18 protein-coding genes are annotated in these 16,934 nt (G+C 69.5%); 3 read left to right on the forward strand and 15 right to left on the reverse strand.

The genetic code is table 11. The features are described from left to right. Positions 1-93: 93 nt before the first annotated feature. Entirely contained in the window at positions 94-1,110 is a 1,017-nt protein-coding gene (locus tag CR157_RS16165; protein WP_110284542.1) for a TRAP transporter substrate-binding protein, read from the reverse strand. 91 nt (positions 1,111-1,201) lie between these two features. Next, positions 1,202-1,735, reverse strand: coding sequence for a TIGR02444 family protein (locus CR157_RS16170; protein WP_110284606.1), 534 nt, complete (start codon positions 1,733-1,735; stop codon positions 1,202-1,204). A gap of 56 nt (positions 1,736-1,791) precedes the next feature. Between CR157_RS16170 and CR157_RS16175 the strand changes: the two genes are divergently transcribed. Next, positions 1,792-3,729: an ATP-binding cassette domain-containing protein gene (locus CR157_RS16175; RefSeq protein WP_110284543.1), complete on the forward strand. Its 1,938-nt coding sequence runs from the start codon at positions 1,792-1,794 to the stop codon at positions 3,727-3,729. Positions 3,730-4,025: 296 nt separating this feature from the next. Here CR157_RS16175 and dtd read toward each other — a convergent pair whose 3' ends face one another. The 3 genes from dtd to thiD form a co-directional block, all read right to left on the reverse strand. Next, on the reverse strand, positions 4,026-4,463 hold the full coding sequence (gene dtd, locus CR157_RS16180; RefSeq protein ID WP_110284544.1) for a D-aminoacyl-tRNA deacylase: 438 nt from the start codon (positions 4,461-4,463) through the stop codon (positions 4,026-4,028). Positions 4,464-4,525: 62 nt separating this feature from the next. Further along, entirely contained in the window at positions 4,526-5,371 is an 846-nt protein-coding gene (locus CR157_RS16185; protein WP_110284545.1) for a universal stress protein, read from the reverse strand. Between the two features lie 109 nt (positions 5,372-5,480). Continuing rightward, complete coding sequence (thiD, locus tag CR157_RS16190; protein WP_110284546.1) at positions 5,481-6,293, reverse strand: bifunctional hydroxymethylpyrimidine kinase/phosphomethylpyrimidine kinase; 813 nt, start codon at positions 6,291-6,293, stop codon at positions 5,481-5,483. Positions 6,294-6,338: 45 nt separating this feature from the next. On the opposite strand from thiD, the gene CR157_RS16195 reads away from it, so the two are divergent. Further along, positions 6,339-6,770: a YqaA family protein gene (locus tag CR157_RS16195; protein WP_110284547.1), complete on the forward strand. Its 432-nt coding sequence runs from the start codon at positions 6,339-6,341 to the stop codon at positions 6,768-6,770. Between the two features lie 24 nt (positions 6,771-6,794). Here CR157_RS16195 and CR157_RS16200 read toward each other — a convergent pair whose 3' ends face one another. From CR157_RS16200 to CR157_RS16220, 5 genes are all read right to left on the reverse strand, one after another. Continuing rightward, a complete protein-coding gene (locus CR157_RS16200; protein ID WP_110284548.1) occupies positions 6,795-8,210 on the reverse strand; it encodes a TRAP transporter large permease in 1,416 nt (471 codons plus the stop codon). Further along, positions 8,210-8,758, reverse strand: a complete 549-nt coding sequence (locus CR157_RS16205; RefSeq protein ID WP_110284549.1) for a TRAP transporter small permease subunit — start codon at positions 8,756-8,758, stop codon at positions 8,210-8,212. Before CR157_RS16205 ends, CR157_RS16200 begins: the two co-directional genes overlap by 1 nt. An 82-nt stretch (positions 8,759-8,840) precedes the next feature. Then, positions 8,841-9,665, reverse strand: coding sequence for an endonuclease/exonuclease/phosphatase family protein (locus tag CR157_RS16210; protein WP_110284550.1), 825 nt, complete (start codon positions 9,663-9,665; stop codon positions 8,841-8,843). Position 9,666: 1 nt separating this feature from the next. Beyond that, positions 9,667-10,299: a thiol:disulfide interchange protein DsbA/DsbL gene (locus tag CR157_RS16215; protein WP_110284551.1), complete on the reverse strand. Its 633-nt coding sequence runs from the start codon at positions 10,297-10,299 to the stop codon at positions 9,667-9,669. A 175-nt stretch (positions 10,300-10,474) separates the two neighbouring features. Next, positions 10,475-11,095 carry a c-type cytochrome gene (locus CR157_RS16220; protein ID WP_110284552.1) on the reverse strand — a complete coding sequence of 207 codons (621 nt, stop codon included), beginning with the start codon at positions 11,093-11,095 and terminating at the stop codon, positions 10,475-10,477. 249 nt (positions 11,096-11,344) lie between these two features. Between CR157_RS16220 and yihA the strand changes: the two genes are divergently transcribed. Next, positions 11,345-11,974, forward strand: a complete 630-nt coding sequence (gene yihA, locus CR157_RS16225) for a ribosome biogenesis GTP-binding protein YihA/YsxC (RefSeq protein ID WP_110284553.1) — start codon at positions 11,345-11,347, stop codon at positions 11,972-11,974. A 332-nt stretch (positions 11,975-12,306) separates the two neighbouring features. On the opposite strand, the gene CR157_RS16230 is transcribed toward yihA, so the two are convergent. From CR157_RS16230 to lysA, 5 genes are all read right to left on the reverse strand, one after another. Then, complete coding sequence (locus CR157_RS16230; RefSeq protein ID WP_110284554.1) at positions 12,307-13,050, reverse strand: HAD family hydrolase; 744 nt, start codon at positions 13,048-13,050, stop codon at positions 12,307-12,309. Continuing rightward, positions 13,047-13,979, reverse strand: a complete 933-nt coding sequence (locus CR157_RS16235; RefSeq protein ID WP_110284555.1) for a tyrosine recombinase XerC — start codon at positions 13,977-13,979, stop codon at positions 13,047-13,049. Before CR157_RS16235 ends, CR157_RS16230 begins: the two co-directional genes overlap by 4 nt. Beyond that, positions 13,972-14,691 carry a DUF484 family protein gene (locus CR157_RS16240; RefSeq protein ID WP_110284556.1) on the reverse strand — a complete coding sequence of 240 codons (720 nt, stop codon included), beginning with the start codon at positions 14,689-14,691 and terminating at the stop codon, positions 13,972-13,974. The genes CR157_RS16235 and CR157_RS16240 overlap by 8 nt, the downstream gene beginning before the upstream one ends. 83 nt (positions 14,692-14,774) lie before the next feature. Next, positions 14,775-15,608, reverse strand: coding sequence for a diaminopimelate epimerase (gene dapF, locus CR157_RS16245; RefSeq protein ID WP_110284557.1), 834 nt, complete (start codon positions 15,606-15,608; stop codon positions 14,775-14,777). Next, positions 15,608-16,888 carry a diaminopimelate decarboxylase gene (lysA, locus tag CR157_RS16250; RefSeq protein WP_110284558.1) on the reverse strand — a complete coding sequence of 427 codons (1,281 nt, stop codon included), beginning with the start codon at positions 16,886-16,888 and terminating at the stop codon, positions 15,608-15,610. Before lysA ends, dapF begins: the two co-directional genes overlap by 1 nt. Positions 16,889-16,934: the final 46 nt, after the last annotated feature.

Below are 16,934 nucleotides of genomic sequence, written 5' to 3' on the forward strand. Positions count from 1 at the left end.
CGGCTCTTCAACGCTGATTGGCCGGGCCCAACGCCAAGGGGGCAGCCGGACGGCTGCCCCCTTGGCGTGCTTGCGGCGGAGCGGCCCTGAGGCTTACTCGCCGCTCACGGCTTTCAGGTCGGCCTTGAACTGCTCCAGCAGCTGTGCGCCGGTCTCGTCGGTCATCTCGAGGAAGCGCGCCTCGACCTGGGGCGCCCGCTCGCGGAAGGCCTGGATCTGCTCCTCGGTCAGGCGCGTCACGGTGACCTCGTCGGAGGCCTCCTGGATCTTGGCCAGCGACTCCTCGGCCAGGCCCTGGATGTGCTCGATGGTGTGGTCGTAGGCCGCATCGGCGGCATCGCGGATCAGCTGCTGGTCTTCCTCGGGAAGGCCCTCGTAGAAGTCCTGGTTGGCCATCATGGCGGTGGTGAACCAGCCGTGACTGGTGAAGGTCAGGTGGGGCGAGACCTCATAGAGGCCACCGGATTCGATCCAGAAGATCGGGTTCTCCTGGCCGTCGATGATGCCGGTCTGCAGCCCGCCGTAGACCTCGCCCCAGGGCAGCGGCGTGGCCGTGGCACCGAAGGCGTTGTAGGTCTCCGCCAGCAGCGGGTTGGTCATCACCCGGATCTTCTTGTTGTCGAAATCCGCCGGAGTGGTGATCGGCTCGTCGGCGGTGACCACCATTTCCCCTTCCGGATACATCTTGAGCAGTTCCAGTCCATGCTCGGCATAGATCTTGGGGAACATCTCGTTGATGGCCTTGCTCTCGTCGAAGAACTCGAGCACCGACTCCATGTCGGTAGGCATCAGATAGGGGATGAAAAAGATCTGCGCCGAGGGGATCAGGGCGCCGGTGAAGCCGGGGGACTGGTTGACGAACTGCAGGATACCGTTCTGCGTCTGCTCCATGATGTCGTCGGACTCGCCCAACTCACCGAAGCGATAGACCTGAACGCTATGATCGGAGTTTTCCTCGATGTAGTCCTTGAAGGCGTAGGCGAAGACGTCTTGCACATCGCCCTCGAACTCCTCGTGGGCATAACGCCACTCGGCGGAATGGGCCGCGGCGGACAGGCCGAACAGCAGTGCGCCGACAGTGGCCGTGGTCAACAGCTTGGTTGCCTTCATTCTTGTGTTCCCCTCGCAGGTTGGACTGGTCAAGATCGGATGATATTGCCAGGTAACGAGCAGGTAAAAATCCTGCACGGCTAGTTTCAGGCTAGCGTGGGCCTCGGGAGGGGTCAAGCGAGCCTTCTAGCCTTTGCAGGGCAGAAAGATGCGATTTTTTCTGTAGTTGCAGATAGTCCGCGAGATGTTCTTTCAACCCCGGATCGGCTGACGGAAGTGATATCGGGCGGCAGTCGGCGGTGAGTGCCTCCAGGCGGGTGAGGGTCTCCCGCTCGGCCGCGAGCTCGGCTCGCTGGAGCGTGCGGCGCAGGGCGGCGACAGCGGGGCGAGTCGCCGCCTCGGCCTTCAGGGTGCGGCGCAGCCGGCGCAGCGGCGTAGTGACCTCTTGCTGCCAGCGCCGGATCTCGTCCAGGCCGGCGGGCTCGTCGGCCGGCTGGAGTCCGTGGTGGAACAGCCAGCAGCGCCACAGCAGTTCGCAGACGTCCAGCCCGGCGTCGTCCTGCAGGTGCAGGCAGGCGGCCTCGACGCCTTCCCGGGCGTAGAGCGCCAGGGCGAAGTCCCAGAGTGGCCTGGCGGTGAGTCGGGCCCACAGAGCGGGCGGCAATTCGGTAGAATCGGGAGTCATCATCGGCTGTCGTCGTGTCGCGGCGGCAGTCTCACGCACCGTCGAGTGGAGCCAGCATGATCGCACTGCGCCAAGTTTCCCTGCAACGCGGCACCCAGCGACTGTTCGAGGGGGCCGACCTGACCCTGCATGCGGGGCACAAGGCGGGAATCGTCGGCCCCAATGGCGCCGGCAAATCGAGCCTGTTCGGCCTGCTGCTGGGCCAGCTGGCGCCGGACGCCGGCCAGGTGGAGATGAGCGGCGGTCAGCGCATCGCCCATATGGCCCAGGAGGTGGAGGCGCTGGATCGCCCCATCGTCGACTATGTGCTCGATGGCGATCACGAGCTGCGGCGTGCCGAGGCCGCCCTGGAGGCGGCCCGCGAGCGCGACGACGCGCATCGCGAGGCCGAGCTTCACGGCATCATCGAGGCCCTGGATGGCTACAGCGCTCCGGCCCGGGCGGCCCAGCTGCTGGTGGGGCTGGGCTTCGCCCAGGCCGATCTCGAGCGGCCGCTGGCGGACTTCTCCGGTGGCTGGCGCATGCGCGCCAACCTGGCCCGTACCCTGTTCATGCCCTCCGACCTGCTGCTGCTCGACGAGCCCACCAACCACCTGGACCTCGATGCCCTGCTGTGGCTCGAGCAGTGGCTGGTGCGCTACCCGGGCACCCTGCTGCTGATCTCCCACGACCGCGACTTCCTGGATGCGGTCTGTGACCATATCGTGCACTTCGACCGCCAGCGGCTCGCGCTCTACCGCGGCAACTACACCACCTTCGAGCGCACCCGGGCCGAGAAGCTGGCGCTGCAGCAGGCGGAGGCCGCCAAGCAGCAGGCCCGCAAAGCGGAGATCGAGCAGTTCGTGGCGCGTTTCCGCTACAAGGCGACCAAGGCGCGCCAGGCCCAGAGCCGCCTGAAGATGCTCGAGCGCATGGGCGACATCGCCATGGCCCATGCCGACTCACCCTTCCATTTCACCCTGCCCTCTGCCGACAAGACCTCCCACCCGCTGCTGGTGCTGGACGAGGCGCGGCTCGGCTACCGTGACGAGGCGGGGCACGAGACGGTCCAGCTCGGCGGGGTGAAGCTCACCCTGCTGCCGGGCCAGCGGATCGGCCTGCTGGGCCCCAATGGCGCCGGCAAGTCGACCCTGATCAAGTCGCTCACCGGCGAGCTGCCACTGCTGGCCGGCAAGCGGGTGCCCGGCGAACACCTGGCCATCGGCTATTTCGCCCAGCACCAGCTCGAGGGGCTCGATCTCGATGCCTCGCCCTTCATGCATGTGCAGCGTCTCTCGCCCACCGCCAGCGACCAGGAGATCCGCAACTTCCTCGGTGGCTTCGGCTTCAAGGGCGACGATGCCTTCGCCCAGGTCGGCAGCTTCTCCGGCGGCGAGAAGGCGCGCCTGGCGCTGGCCCTGGTGGCCTGGCACAGGCCCAACCTGCTGCTGCTCGACGAGCCGACCAACCATCTGGACCTGGAGATGCGCGAGGCGCTCACCGAGGCCCTGGCGAGCTTCGAGGGCACGGTGATCCTGGTCTCTCACGACCGTCACCTGCTGCGCGCCACGGTGGATGAGTTCTGGCGGGTGGCCGATCACCGGGTCGAGCCCTTCGATGGCGACCTCGAGGATTACCGCGCCTGGCTCAAGGCCCGCCTCGAGGGCGAGCGGCGCGAGGCCCGGGCCGACAAGGCCGAACGCCAGACCGGGAACACGGCGCCGAAGGAGGATCGCAAGGCGACCCGGCGGGCCGCCGCCGAGCTGCGCGAGCAGCTGCGCCCGCTCAAGCGCGAGCGCGACCGGGCCGAGAAGGCGATGGAGAAGGTCCAGGCCGAGCTTGCCACCGTGGAGGAGGCGCTGGGCGAGGCCGAGCTCTACACCGACGCCTCGCGCAAGGCCGAACTCACCAAGCAGCTGGCGCGCCAGGGGGAGCTCAAGTCGCGCCTCGAGGAGCTCGAGCTGGCGTGGCTCGCCGCCGAGGAGGCGCTGGAGGCCGAGCTCAACGGGACTTGAGGTCGCGTATCCTTTGAGTATCCGGTATGGCTGCCTTCGCCGGGGGAGCGCGAGTCGCGACCCCCGGGATGAAACCCTGGCGCTACGCTCGCGGCTTGTCCGTCGCGTCACAACATAATCCCTCACGAGCGACGCTCGCTCGCCATCCCTGGCGAGCGTCGGACGTCGCTTCGCTTGCGCCAGCATCCCGGGGTATATGTCGCTTTCGCGCTCCCCCGGCTTCACTTTCGCACCTGCGGCGGGCGGCACCCTATCCTGCTTGGCGCTTGGCGCTTGGCGCTTGGCGCTTGGCGCTTTCAGCTTTCCAGCAGGAAGGTCACCGGCCCGTCGTTGACCAGCTCGACCTGCATGTTCGCCGCGAACTCGCCGCTCTCGACCTTCGGCCAGGCCTCGCGGGCACGGTCGAGCAGGTAGTGGAAGAGGCGCTCGCCCTCGGTGGGCGGGGCGGCGCTGGAGAAACCGGGCCTGAGCCCCTTGCGGGTATCGGCGGCCAGGGTGAACTGGGAGACCAGCAGCAGGCCCCCCTCGACCTGCTGGAGATCGAGGTTCATCCTGCCGGCGTCATCGCCGAACACCCGGTAGTGCAGCAGCTTGTACAGCAGCCGGTCGGCGGCGGCCTCGTCGTCTCCCCTCTCGACGCCCACCAGGGCCAGCAGGCCCTGGCCGATGGCGCCGACTTCCCGGCCTTCCACCTCCACGCTGGCGCGCCGTACGCGCTGAATCAGGGCTCGCATGCCGTCTCCCTCGTCGTTCGACCGAAACGCGGCAAAGGGTATCACGGCCCGCGGGCCCGGGCTCACCAGGCGCGGCAGAGCATGATGTCGCAGTGGGGCTCGGCCAGCAGCTGCTCGGTGATCTGGCTCTGGCGGCCCAGCTGCCCGCGGCTGCCCAGCGCCAGCAGGTCCGGCGGCAGGCGGCGCAGGCGGGTCATCAGCACCTCGAGGGGGTCGCCCTGTTCCAGTACCAGCTCCAGCTCCGGGACGTCGTCGAGCTCGCTCATCAACTGCTCGGTCTCGCGCTCGAGCTGGGTGCGCAGCCGCGCCACTTCCCGGTCGCGCCAGCGGGCGTAGTCGCTGTCGGAGCCGAGCTCCCGCTCGCCGGGGATGTCCCAGGCATGCAGCAGGGTGAGGCGGGCGTCGGGGAAGCGCTTCAAGGTCTCGCGCAGGGTGTGGCGCGAGGTCAGCGAGAAGTCCACCGGGACCAGGATATCCTGCCACTCCTGGGTGGCCAGGTGGCTCACCGAGAGCACCGGGCAGGGGGCGCTGCGCAGCACTCGCGCCAGGGTGGTACCGGCGACGAGATCCGGCTGGCCGCGCTTGCGATGGGCACCGAGGATGATCATGTCCACTTCGCGCTCGTGGGCCTCGCGGATGATCTCGGCATAGGCCGACCCGGCCACCGTCTGGATCAGCGTCTTCGGCTCGGGCAGGGCATAGTCCTCGCGGATGTCGGTGAGGATGGCCTTCATGTCGGCGACCACCGCCTCCTCCAGATCGTGCAGCACCCGGTGCGGCAGATAGGGGTCGAGCACATGGATCACGTCGAGGCGCGCACCGTGCTCCACCGCCAGGCGGACGGCGCGGGCATAGGCGGCACGGTTCTCGGCGGAAAGATCGCAGGCGAACAGCAGGGTCTGGGTCATGACGCATCCCTCCGGTGCATGAAGGCGCCGGGCGGCGTTCCCGGCGGGTCGGACCTTCAGGATGGGTGGGGCTCGGCCGGGCTGCAAGCCGAATCGGCGACCGCGTGTTTCACCACCAGGCGTGGAAGTGGTGTACCGGGCCGTGGCCCCGCCCTACCGCGAGGCGGCGGCTCTCGGCCAGCGCGGTGGCGAGCCAGGCCTTGGCGGTGGTGACCGCGCCGGCGAGGTCGTCACCCAGGGCCAGGCGGGTGGTGATCGCCGAGGAGAGGGTGCAGCCGGTGCCGTGGAGGTTGTCGGTGGCGATCCGCGGACCCTCCAGCCAGTGCCGGGACTCGGGCATGATCAGCAGGTCCGGGCAGGCATCGCCGGCCAGGTGGCCACCCTTGAGCAGTACCGCGCCGGCGCCCAGCGCGCGCAGCCCGGGAGTCAGGGCCGCCATGGCCTCACGGTCGCGGGGTTCCGCGCACCCGAGCAGGACGGCGGCCTCCGGCAGGTTGGGCGTGATCAGGTCGGCCAGCGGCACCAGTACCTCGCGCACCGCGCGGATGCCGGCGTCGTCGACCAGGGTATCGCCGCTCTTGGCCACCATCACCGGGTCGATCACGATCCAGCGCGGGCGTCGGCGTTCGAGGAGGGTGCGCAGGGTCTCGGCCACCTCGCGGCTCGCCACCATGCCGATCTTCACGGCAGCGATGTCGATGTCGGCCAGTAGCGTCTCGAGTTGTGCGGCGATAAAGTCCGCCGGCACCGGGTGCACGCCGGTGACGCCGCGGGTGTTCTGGGCGGTGAGGGCGGTGATCACGCTGGTACCATAGGCGCCCAGCGCCGAGAAGGTCTTGAGGTCGGCCTGGATGCCGGCGCCGCCGCTGGGGTCGGAGCCGGCGATGGTCAGCACATTGGGGATGGGTCGAGGGAGCGTCATGGCGTCATCGTATCGCAAGGGAGTGTCGGTTGCTCGGCGGGCGGCATGCTGAGCCTGTTCGTGGTCGCCCTGCTCAGCGCCACCCTGCTGCCCGGTGGCTCCGAGGTGTGGCTGGCCCGGCTCTGGTGCCTGGGCGAGCCGGGGCCGATGCTATGGGCGGTGGCCACCGCCGGCAATACCCTGGGCAGCCTGATCAATGTCTGGCTGGGCCGCTACGCCCGTCGCTTCCAGGATCGCCGCTGGTTCCCCGCCTCGCGGGAGGGGCTGGCCCGGGCCGAGCGCTGGTACTTCCGCTTCGGCGAGTGGAGCCTGCTGGTGTCCTGGGCGCCGGTGGTCGGCGACCCGCTCACCGTGCTGGCCGGCATCTTCCGGCTGCCCTGGTGGCGGGCCATCCTGCTCATCTCCCTGGCCAAGGGGGCCCGCTACGCCCTCGTCCTCTACCTGGCCCAGAGCTGGCTGGCGCCCCTCTGCCAGTAAAGGGCAAGGGCCAGGCCCTCGCCTTCACAGCACCGAAGGCAGCCAGGTAGCGATGCCCGGGAACAGCGCCAGCACCAGCAGCATGGTCAACTGCAGCCCGATGAACGGGATCACCCCGCGGTAGATCGCCGAGGTCGGCACCGACTCCGGCGTCACGCCGCGCAGGTAGAAGAGCGCGAAGCCGAACGGCGGCGTGAGGAAGGAGGTCTGCAGGTTCACCGCGATCATGATGCCCAGCCAGATCGGGTCGAGCCCCATGGTCAGCAGCACCGGGCCGACGATCGGCACCACCACGAAGGTGATCTCGATGAAGTCGAGGATGAAGCCGAGCAGGAAGATCACCAGCATCACCACCAGGGTGGCGCCGACCACGCCGCCGGGCAGCGACTCGAACAGCTCGATGACCAGCTCCTCGCCGCCGAAGGCGCGGAACACCAGCGAGAAGAGGGTGGCGCCGATCAGGATCAGGAACACCATGCTGGTGACCTGGGTGGTGGAGTCCACCACTTCGCGCAGCATCGGCCGGCTCAACCGGCGGTTGGCCAGGGCCAGCAGGAAGGCGCCGGAGGCCCCCACCGCCGAGGCCTCGGTGGGCGTGGCGAAGCCGCCGAGGATCGAGCCCAGCACGGCGACGATCAGCAGCACCGGCGGGATCAGCCCCTTGACCAGCAGCGGCCAGAGGCTGCCGCTGTGCCCCAGCTCCTGCATCAGCGCCTGACGGTCGGCCGGCGGTGCCGTCTCCGGCTTCAGCCAGGCGATGATCATCAGATAGACGATATAGGCCGCCACCAGCAGCAGGCCGGGTACCAGGGCACCGATGAACAGGTCGCCCACCGAGAGGGTCTTGGGGCTCCATACCCCCATGGCCAGCTGGGCCTGCTGGTAGGCGTTGGAGAGCACGTCGCCGAGCAGCACCAGGGCGATGGAGGGCGGGATGATCTGGCCCAGGGTGCCGGTGGCGCAGATGCAGCCGGTGGCGAGCGCCGGCGAGTAGCCGCGCTTGAGCATGGTCGGCAGCGACAGCAGGCCCATGGTCACCACGGTGGCGCCGACGATGCCGGTGGAGGCCGCCAGCAGCATGCCGACCAGCACCACGGCGATGCCGAGCCCGCCGCGCAGGGCACCGAAGGCCAGGGCCATGGCATCGAGCAGGGTTTCGGCGACCCGCGACTTCTCCAGCAGCACGCCCATCAGCACGAACAGTGGCACGGCCAGCAGGGTCTGGTTGGTCATGATGCCGTAGAGCCGGTTGGGCATGGCACTCAGGTAGCGCGTCTCGAAGGGCATCGGCACGCCCATCTGCGTCAGTGCATAACCGAGGCCGGCGAAGATCAGCGCGGTGCCGGCCAGCGACAGGGCCACCGGGTAGCCCAGCATCAGCACGCCGCAGACGGCGGCGAACAGCGCCAGCGGCATGAGTTCGAGGAGGGTCACGAGCACTAGAGGACCTCCTCGTGACCGGGGGCGTGGCCCGGCAGGCGGCCACGCAGGATCAGCACCTGGCGGATCACCTGGGCAATGGCCTGGATCAGCAGCAGCGCCACCATCACCAGGATCAGGCTCTTGAGCAGGAAGACGGCGGGAAGGCCGCCGTCGGGGGAGCGCTCGAGGATCGCCCAACTGCTCTTCACGTAGCCGAGGCTGGCGAGCGCGATGAACACCATCACCGGGATCAGCAGGAAGAGGGTGCCGCCGAGGTCGATCCAGGCGCGGCCGCGGGCGGACAGCTTGCGGTAGAAGATGTCCACGCGCACATGGCCGTCGTGGCGCAGGGTCCAGGCGGCGGCCAGCATGAATACCATGGCATGCATGTACATCACCGACTCCTGCATCACGATGCTGTGGAGGCCGAAGACGTAGCGCATGACCACGATGGCGAACTGCACCACCATCATGACAATGACCAGCCAGGCGATGCCGTGCCCGACCAGGTCGGTGAAGGCGTCGAGCCGCGCGAGCAGGGCCGGTTCGCGTTTCGCGGGATTCATGGGAACTCTCGTGATGAAGGACAACCGGAGGCGCATCATCGCCGATTCGGGGGCGAGCGTCATCCCACCCCTCAGCGCCGGCTCAGCGGGCCCCCCGTGGCGGAGACCCGGTCATGGCCTGGAGGCAGGCCGGCGGCAGGCGCACGTCCACGGCGATGGGCAGGTGGTCGGAGAAGAGGTGGTCGAGCACCCGCACCTCGCCGGCCTCCAGCGAGTCGGAGAGCAGGATGTGATCGAGGGCCCGGCGCGGCTGCCAGGAGGGGTAGCTGAGCAGCGGGCGTACCGGGTGCAGCGGCAGCGAGGCACGGAAGCGGGCGTGGGTGTGCAACTGCTCCGGGGTGCAGTTGAGGTCGCCCATCACCACCACATGGCGCAGCGGCTGGATGATCTCGCTCAGGTAGTCGAGCTGACGGACCCGGCCCCGATGGCTCAGGGCCAGGTGGGCGACGAACAGGTGCAGGGCATCGGGCCCTGCACCGTAGCATGCATGGATGGCGCCGCGGCCGGGCAGGGTACCCGGCAGGCGGTGCTCCTCGATGCGGGTCGGGGTCAGGCGCGACAGCAGCCCGTTGCTGTGCTGGGCGATGCGGCCCAGGTTGCGGTTGAGCTGCTGGAAGTGGTGCGGGAAGCCGGCCCGGGTCGCCAGATACTCCACCTGATTGACGTGGTTCGAGCGGAAGCTGCCGCCGTCGACCTCCTGAAGGCCGACGATGTCGAAGCGACCGATCACCTCGCTCATCATGTCCAGTCGCCGCATGCGCTTGGGGTGGGGCAGCAGGTGCTGCCAGCTGCGGGTCAGGTAGTGATGATAGGCGGAGGTCTGGATGCCCACCTGCAGGTTGAAGGTGAGCAGCTTCAGGTGGCCGCCGTCGAGCAGCGGTATCCGGGCGTCGGCCAGCTGTGGCATGTCAGTCCGCACGCTCCTCGCGTACCTTCTCGACCAGTGCATCGACGATCTGCGGCATGTTGTCGAGGCTGCCGGCGCTGCTGGGAGTCACCAGGTAGCGGCCATCGACGATCAGGGCCGGCACCCCCATCAGGCGCATGGCGCGCATGCGGGCATGGGCCTGGTTGACCTGGCTCTTCACGCCGAAGGAGGTCAGGGCCTCGCGTGCCTCCTCTTCGCTGACCCCGTAGTCAGCGAAGAAGGCGGCGATGTCGTCGAGCTCGGTGAGGCGGCGGCCATTCTCGTGGATGGCGTCGAAGAAGTCTTCGTGTACCGCATCGAGAATGCCCAGCTCCTGGGCAGCATAGAAGGCCATGGCATGCTGGTTCCAGTCGCCTCCCATGGTGGCGGGCAGGCGCTGGAAGACGACGTCCTCGGGCTGCTCGGCGACCCAGGCATTGAGCGGGTCCTCGAGGTTGTAGCAGTGCGGGCAGCCGTACCAGAAGGCCTCGGTGACCTCGATCTGGCCCTCGTCGACGCGGGTCTCGACCGCCTCGGGGAGGACTTCGTAATGCTGGCCTTCCACCAGGGGGGCGGCCGAGGCCAGGGTCGACAGGCCGAGGCCTGCCAGGGCAACCATCAGGGTCTTGAACATCGGTGGGATACCTCTTCCTTGGGTGAACCGGTGCCACGGCCGGGCACGCGTCGCTGCCTTTGAGCCCGTATCGCTGCCGGGGTTCCCGGCGGGCCGGCGGCGGTCGTCGCCGGAGACGGCAAGGGCGGCCGCGGGGCCGCCCTTGCCGAGGTCCTGGCGGGTGACGGCGGCGGTGTCAGTGCAGGCCGAGGATGTAGTTGGCGACGGCTTGCATGTCGGCATCGCTCATCTTGGCGGCGATGTCGCGCATGATGTTGGCGGGATCGTTGGCACGCTCGCCGGTGGCGAAGGCCTGCAGGGTGGCGACGGTGTAGTCGGTGTGCTGGCCGGAGAGTGCCGGGTAGCCGGCACTGCCGATGCCCTCGCCGGTGGGGGTGTGACAGGCGGCACAGGCCGGAATGCCCTTGGACATGTCACCGGAGCGATAGAGTTCGCGACCGCGGGCGATCAGCTCCTCGTCCGGGTCGGCCTGGCCGAGGGCCGGGTCCTGGTCGGCGAAGTAAGCGGCCACGTCCCAGGCATCCTGGTCGGAGAAGTCGTCGACCTGCCCGGCCATCTGGGGGACCTCGCGGTTGCCGTCGCGGATGTCCATGATCTGCTTGGCCAGGTAGGAGGCCTGCTGGCCGGCCAGGTTGGGGAAGCTGCCGGACGGGCTGATGCCCTGCTGGCCGTGACAGGCGGCGCAGGCCTGCGCCTTCTCCTGTCCCGCCGCCGCGTCTGCGTCGGCTTCCAGATCCGCGTGGGCGGCGCTCACGGCGCCCATGGTGATAACCAGGCTTGCCAGTAACTTTCTCATCGCTGTTCCACTATGCCGTTACGTTATTGACCGGTACGTACCCTGGGTGCCGCCCGGATCGCGAAGCCTGCGGGGCCGGACCAGGCTGCGGCTCGGCGGCCTGGCGGTTCGCGGACGTCGAGGGCGCGGTGGTACACTAGCGTGCCCCGGGTCGCAGACAAAAGACACTGTATTATAACGAAACACCCCGGCCGCGGGAATGCAAGCCGCGGCCCTGCCACCCTCGACCATCGTCAGGACCTGCCCGCCATGTCGCGACTCGATCATTCGCTCAACGCTCGTCTCAACTACCAGGCCGCCCGCTTCCTCACCAGCGCCCCGACGCTGGCGACCTGTCCGCCCGACAGCGGCGCCGAGGTGGCCTTCGCCGGGCGCTCCAACGCCGGCAAGTCCAGCGCCATCAATGCCCTGACCCGCCAGAAGGCCCTGGCGCGCACCTCCAAGACCCCGGGGCGTACCCAGCTGATCAACTTCTTCACCCTGGGCGACGACACCGAGCGACGCCTGGTCGACCTGCCCGGCTACGGCTTCGCCAAGGTGCCGGAGTCGGTCAAGCTGGAGTGGCAGCGCCACCTCTCCGACTACCTGCAGCGTCGCGCCTCGCTGCGCGGCCTGGTGCTGGTGATGGACGTGCGCCACCCGCTCTCGGAGTTCGACCAGACCCTGCTCGGCTGGGCCGACGACAAGGCGATGCCGGTGCATATCCTGCTGACCAAGGCCGACAAGCTGAAGTCCGGCGCGGGCAAGAATGCCCTGCAGCAGGTGCGTAGCCGACTGCGCGAGTGGGAGGACCTGGTGAGCATCCAGCTGTTCTCGTCGCTCAAGGGCCAGGGCATCGAGGAGGTGCATCAGCGCCTCGATAGCTGGCTGCTCTATTAGTATCGAAGGTAGTACCGAAGGCCCGTGCTGGCGACATGGCCTCTTTGGGGGCAGATCCTGAGGAACCCCCAGGAGTCTTGCTGAAAAATCAGTATGTTGAGGGTGTTATGGCGGTGGAATGCCAGCGCTGGGAGGCCCTAGGGGGTCAGACCCCGGCGGTGTCGAATCCGCTCGCCACGTGCACGATGACAAGCCTGGCAACTCGGCTGGGGTCTGACCCCCTAGGGGTGGGCCTCGGCGCCTTTGTTCGGCTATTCGGCGCGAATATGCCGCCATCATCGCGAAATTCGCGGGGAGACCCCATAAGGGAACTTCGGCGCTCCTCCCCGCTGTCAGCGCCGCTTCTCCAACCACTCGATCAGCTCCGGCAGTTCCCTGATGTGCGCCAGGCGATGGACGCCCGTCGGCAGGCCGACGTCGGCGCCGGCGATCCAGACCGCCTGCATGCCCAGGCGCCGGGCCGGCAGCACGTCCTCCTTCCACGAATCCCCCACGTGCAGCGCCAGTGCCGGGGCGGTGTCGAGCCGGGCCAGCGCCGCCAGGAAGGGGCGCGCATCGGGCTTGGGGGCGAACATCTCGCCGGCGGCGATGGCCACCGGGAAGTGGCGATGCAGCGCCAGGCGGCGGACGTCGACGTTGCCGTTGGTGATACTGGCCAGCCGATAACGTCTTCCCAGTGCCTCGAGCATCGGCTCCACCTCTGGGTGGGGAGAGACTTCATGCCTTAGCGCCATAAAGCGCTGCATCGCCCGGGCGGCCCACAGGAGGGCGGCGCTGCGTGGCAGGCCGTAGCCCTCCAGAAGCGCCGCCAGGGCGCGTTCGCGCAGCCAGCTGAAGTCGCCTCGCCGCAGCGGGTATCGGCGGGCGAGGTCGAGGCGCCGGGCCTGGTAGGCGGCCAGTGGGAAGCGTTCGGCGAAGCGGGCTGCCGGCGCTTCGCCGCGCTGGCCCAGCCAGTCGGCCAGGGCCGCATCGAGCCAGGCATAGTGCCCCGTCTCGGTGCGCTCCATCACCCCATGGTTGTCCCACAGGGTGTCGTCGAGGTCGAAGGTGATGGCCTGGAGGAAGGCGGTCGTCATCGGTGGTCACCCTGGTCATCGGAACGGCGCCGGGCCCGCGGGTGGGCGGCGTCGTAGCTGGCGGCCAGGTGCTGCCAGTCGAGCCGGGTATAGACCTGGGTCGTGGAGAGGTTGGCGTGGCCGAGCAGCTCCTGCACGGCGCGCAGGTCCTGGCTGGATTCCAGCAGGTGGCTGGCGAAGGAGTGACGCAGCCGGTGCGGATGCAGATGCTCCGCCAGGCCGCGTTCCCTGGCCAACTGGGCCAGGCGTTTCTGGATGGCGCGGTGGCCGAGGCGCGCCCCCCGGGCGCCGACGAAGAGCGCCGGTTCGCCGGCGCCGGTCAGTTGGTCGCGAACCTCGAGCCAGGCGGCCAGGGCCTGGCGGGCGCGGCTGCCCACCGGCACCTGGCGCGGCTTGCGGCCCTTGCCGAGCACCCGCACGCGCTGGGGCTGCAGGTCGCCGAGGTCGAGGGCGGCGAGCTCGGCCAGGCGCAGGCCGCTGGAGTAGAAGAGCTCCAGCATCGCCTGGTCGCGCCGGCCCAGGGGCGAGCCGTCGTGGGGCGTGTCGAGGAAGCGGGCCAGCTGGTCGGCATCCAGGGGCTTCGGCAGGTGCCGGGGCTGGCGCGGGGCGCGGGTCAGGGCTACCGGGTTGTGCGAGAGGATGCCGGCCTGCAGCAGGTGCGCGGCGAACCGCGAGATCGCCGCGCGCCGCCGTGCCAGGCTCCGCGGGGCCTGGCCGCGGCTTCGCTCGCCGCCGAGGAAACGCCGCAGCAGGGTCAGGTCGAACCGGGCCCAGTCGTCGCAGCCTCCCTGCGCGAGAGAGCCGGCCAGGGCCTCCAGGTCGCGACGGTAGGCGCTCACCGTGGCCGGGCTGGCGGTGCGAGCGAGTCCCGCCAGGAAGGCCTCGACCTCCCGCATCAGCGGGTTATCGGCCTCCGGGCGCCTAGCCATGGGGGGCGTGGGCCAGGCGCACCAGCAGGCGGGCGACCACGTCACCGACATACTCGGTGAACAGGGTGTCCATGCTGGCGCGGAAGTGGTCGGGGTCGGGGCTCGCCAGCACCAGGTAGCCCAGCGGCTCGCCCAGGGTCAGGCGGGCGAGGGCGCAGGAGCCCGCCTTGCGCGGTGCCTGGGCATGGGGCAGCAGGCGCTTCCAGTCGGTGGGGGTGAGCCGCGTGCAGCGGCTGGCGCGGCCATCGAGCAGCGCGGCGAGGCGCTGGCCGGCGTGATCGTCGAGCACGTGGCGCGGCGGCTGGGGGGGGCGGGGTTCGGCATCGGTGAGGCTGGCCGGGCACCACAGCGCCACCGCCGAGGTGTGGAAGCGCTCGCTGAGCTGGGTGGCCAGCGCCTGGCCCAGGGCGTCGTTGTTCTCGGCTTCCAGCAGGGCCAGCACCAGCTCCCGGGTGCGACGGTACTGGGCCTCGTTGTGGCGGGCGGATTCCAGCAGCTGCTCGAGGCGCCATTCGGCCTGCTCGGCGCGGGAGCGCAGGTCATGGACCAGGCGCTCGAGCAGCGAGGTGGCGCCGCGGGCCTCCGGATGCGGCACCCGGAGCTGCTGGAGCAGCCCCTCGCGCCCGACGAAGAAGTCCGGATGCGTGGCCAGCCACTGGGCCACCCGGTCGGGGTCGAGGGTCTTGCGCGGTTCGGGGGCGACTCGTGACATGCTGGCTTCTCCTTTGGGGCACTTTTCCAGCTGAAGGCTCTTGTTGGCTGAAGGCTCTTGTTCTGCCGGGGTGCCGGCAGGCGTCAGCTCAGGACGATACGGCCGTCGAAGACGCGCACGGCGGGGCCGGTCATGGTCAGGTGGGCCTCGCCGCCGGCCCACTCGATGCGCAGGTCACCGCCGGGCAGGTGCACGGTGACCGGGCTCTCGAGCAGCCCCTGGCGGATGCCGCAGGCCACCGCGGCGCAGGCGCCGGTGCCGCAGGCGAGCGTCTCGCCGCTGCCCCGCTCATACACCCTGAGCCGGATCTCGTGGGGTGACACGATCTGCATGAAGCCGGCGTTGACCCGCCTGGGGAAGCGCGGGTGGGCCTCGATGGCCGGGCCCAGACGCGCCACCGGGGCCGTGTCGACGTCCTCGACCCGCAGCACGGCATGGGGGTTGCCCAGGGAGACCACGCCGATCTCGAGCCGCTCGCCGGCCACCTCGAGCGCGTGGCGCAGGCGGTCCTCGGCGGCGTCGAAGGGCAGCGCCTCGGGGGCGAAGCGGGGCACGCCCATGTCCACGCGGACCTGGCCGTCGTCCTCCACCCGCAGCGTCAGCGGGCCGCCGGCGGTCTCGACGTGGAGCTCGTGCTTGTGGGTCAGCCGCTGGTCACGCACGAAGCGGGCGAAGCAGCGTGCGCCGTTGCCGCAGTTCTCCACCTCGCTGCCGTCGGCATTGAAGATGCGGTAGCGGAAGTCCATGTCCGGATCGCGGGGCGGCTCGACGATCAGCAACTGATCGAAGCCGATGCCGAAGCGGCGGTCGGCGAGTCGGCGGATCTGCGCCTCCTCCAGCCGGGCGCGCTGGGTGACCAGGTCGACCACCATGAAGTCGTTGCCGAGGCCATGCATCTTGGTGAAGTGCAGCAGCATCAGGGTGCCTCCCCGTCATCGTCGGGCAGCAGCGCCTCGCCGGCCCAGAGGTCCTCGAGGCGCTCGCGGCGGCGTACCAGGTGCGCGACCTCGCCGTCGACCATCACCTCGGCCGGCCGCGCACGGCTGTTGTAGTTCGATGCCATGACGAAGCCGTAGGCCCCGGCGGAGCGCACCGCCAGCAGGTCGCCTTCGGCGATGGCCAGTTCGCGCTCCTTGCCCAGGAAGTCGCCGGTCTCGCACACCGGGCCCACCACGTCGTAGGTGACGGTGTCACGGGCGCGGCGGGTGTCCACCGGCAGGATCGCCTGCCAGGCCTGGTAGAGCGCAGGGCGGATCAGGTCGTTCATGCCGGCGTCGACGATGGCGAAGTTCTTCGTCTCGCCGGGCTTGAGGAACTCGACCCGGGTCAGCAGCACCCCGGCGTTGGCGGCGATGGAGCGACCCGGCTCGAACAGCAGGGTGAGCCGTTCGCTGCCTTCCCAGCGTGCGAGGCGCTCGAGCAGCGCGGTGGCGTAGTCGAAGGGCTGGGGCGGGCGCTCGTGGTGGTAGGGCACGCCGAGGCCGCCGCCCAGGTCGAGGTGCTCGACCTCGATGCCGCGCTCGCGTAGCCGCTCGAGCAGCACCAGCAGGCGGTCGAGGGCGTCGAGGAAGGGCGAGAGCTCGGTGAGCTGGGAGCCGATATGGCAGTCGAGGCCCACCACCTCGAGGTTGGGCAGGCCGGCGGCCAGCTCGTAGGCGGCCAGCGCCTCGTCCACCGCGATGCCGAACTTGTTGTCCTTGAGCCCGGTGGAGATGTAGGGGTGGGTGCCGGCATCCACGTCCGGGTTGACCCGCAGCGACACCGGCGCCACCTTGCCGAGCCGCCCGGCCACGGCATCGAGCCGCTCGAGCTCGGGGCGCGACTCGACGTTGAAGCACTTGATGCCGACCTCCAGTGCCCGGGCCATCTCCGCTTCCTGCTTGGCCACGCCGGAGAAGACCACCCGGGCGGGGTCGCCGCCGGCGACCAGTACCCGCTCCAGCTCGCCAACGGAGACGATGTCGAAGCCGGCGCCCATCCGGGCCAGCAGGCCAAGCACGGCCAGGTTGGAATTGGCCTTCACCGCGTAGCAGATCAGGTGCGGGTGGCTGCCCAGGGCCTCGGTGTAGGCGCGGAAGTGGCGCGCCAGGGTGGCCTTGGAATAGACGTAGCAGGGCGTGCCGATCTCGTCGGCGATGCGGGTCAGGGGCACGTCCTCGCCGTAGAGCACGCCGTCGCGGTATTCGAAATGATCCATGCCTAGCTCTCGTCGTCACTGGCGGTATCGTCGTCCTGCCGGGCCG

Origin of the sequence: Halomonas sp. LBP4 (assembly GCF_003202205.1) — a bacterium.
Lineage (GTDB): Bacteria > Pseudomonadota > Gammaproteobacteria > Pseudomonadales > Halomonadaceae > Halomonas > Halomonas flagellata.

Bases quoted from the DNA above. Each gene is read 5' to 3' on its own strand.
- lysA (WP_110284558.1), bottom strand. From the start codon at position 16,888: ATGGATCATTTCGAATACCGCGACGGCGTGCTCTACGGCGAGGACGTG.
- CR157_RS16170 (WP_110284606.1), bottom strand. From the start codon at position 1,735: ATGACTCCCGATTCTACCGAATTGCCGCCCGCTCTGTGGGCCCGACTC.
- yihA (WP_110284553.1), top strand. From the start codon at position 11,345: ATGTCGCGACTCGATCATTCGCTCAACGCTCGTCTCAACTACCAGGCC.
- dapF (WP_110284557.1), bottom strand. From the start codon at position 15,608: ATGCTGCTGCACTTCACCAAGATGCATGGCCTCGGCAACGACTTCATG.
- CR157_RS16230 (WP_110284554.1), bottom strand. From the start codon at position 13,050: ATGACGACCGCCTTCCTCCAGGCCATCACCTTCGACCTCGACGACACC.
- thiD (WP_110284546.1), bottom strand. From the start codon at position 6,293: ATGACGCTCCCTCGACCCATCCCCAATGTGCTGACCATCGCCGGCTCC.
- CR157_RS16215 (WP_110284551.1), bottom strand. From the start codon at position 10,299: ATGTTCAAGACCCTGATGGTTGCCCTGGCAGGCCTCGGCCTGTCGACC.
- CR157_RS16195 (WP_110284547.1), top strand. From the start codon at position 6,339: ATGCTGAGCCTGTTCGTGGTCGCCCTGCTCAGCGCCACCCTGCTGCCC.
- CR157_RS16235 (WP_110284555.1), bottom strand. From the start codon at position 13,979: ATGGCTAGGCGCCCGGAGGCCGATAACCCGCTGATGCGGGAGGTCGAG.
- CR157_RS16240 (WP_110284556.1), bottom strand. From the start codon at position 14,691: ATGTCACGAGTCGCCCCCGAACCGCGCAAGACCCTCGACCCCGACCGG.
- CR157_RS16205 (WP_110284549.1), bottom strand. From the start codon at position 8,758: ATGAATCCCGCGAAACGCGAACCGGCCCTGCTCGCGCGGCTCGACGCC.
- CR157_RS16210 (WP_110284550.1), bottom strand. From the start codon at position 9,665: ATGCCACAGCTGGCCGACGCCCGGATACCGCTGCTCGACGGCGGCCAC.
- CR157_RS16220 (WP_110284552.1), bottom strand. From the start codon at position 11,095: ATGAGAAAGTTACTGGCAAGCCTGGTTATCACCATGGGCGCCGTGAGC.
- CR157_RS16185 (WP_110284545.1), bottom strand. From the start codon at position 5,371: ATGACCCAGACCCTGCTGTTCGCCTGCGATCTTTCCGCCGAGAACCGT.
- CR157_RS16165 (WP_110284542.1), bottom strand. From the start codon at position 1,110: ATGAAGGCAACCAAGCTGTTGACCACGGCCACTGTCGGCGCACTGCTG.
- CR157_RS16175 (WP_110284543.1), top strand. From the start codon at position 1,792: ATGATCGCACTGCGCCAAGTTTCCCTGCAACGCGGCACCCAGCGACTG.
- dtd (WP_110284544.1), bottom strand. From the start codon at position 4,463: ATGCGAGCCCTGATTCAGCGCGTACGGCGCGCCAGCGTGGAGGTGGAA.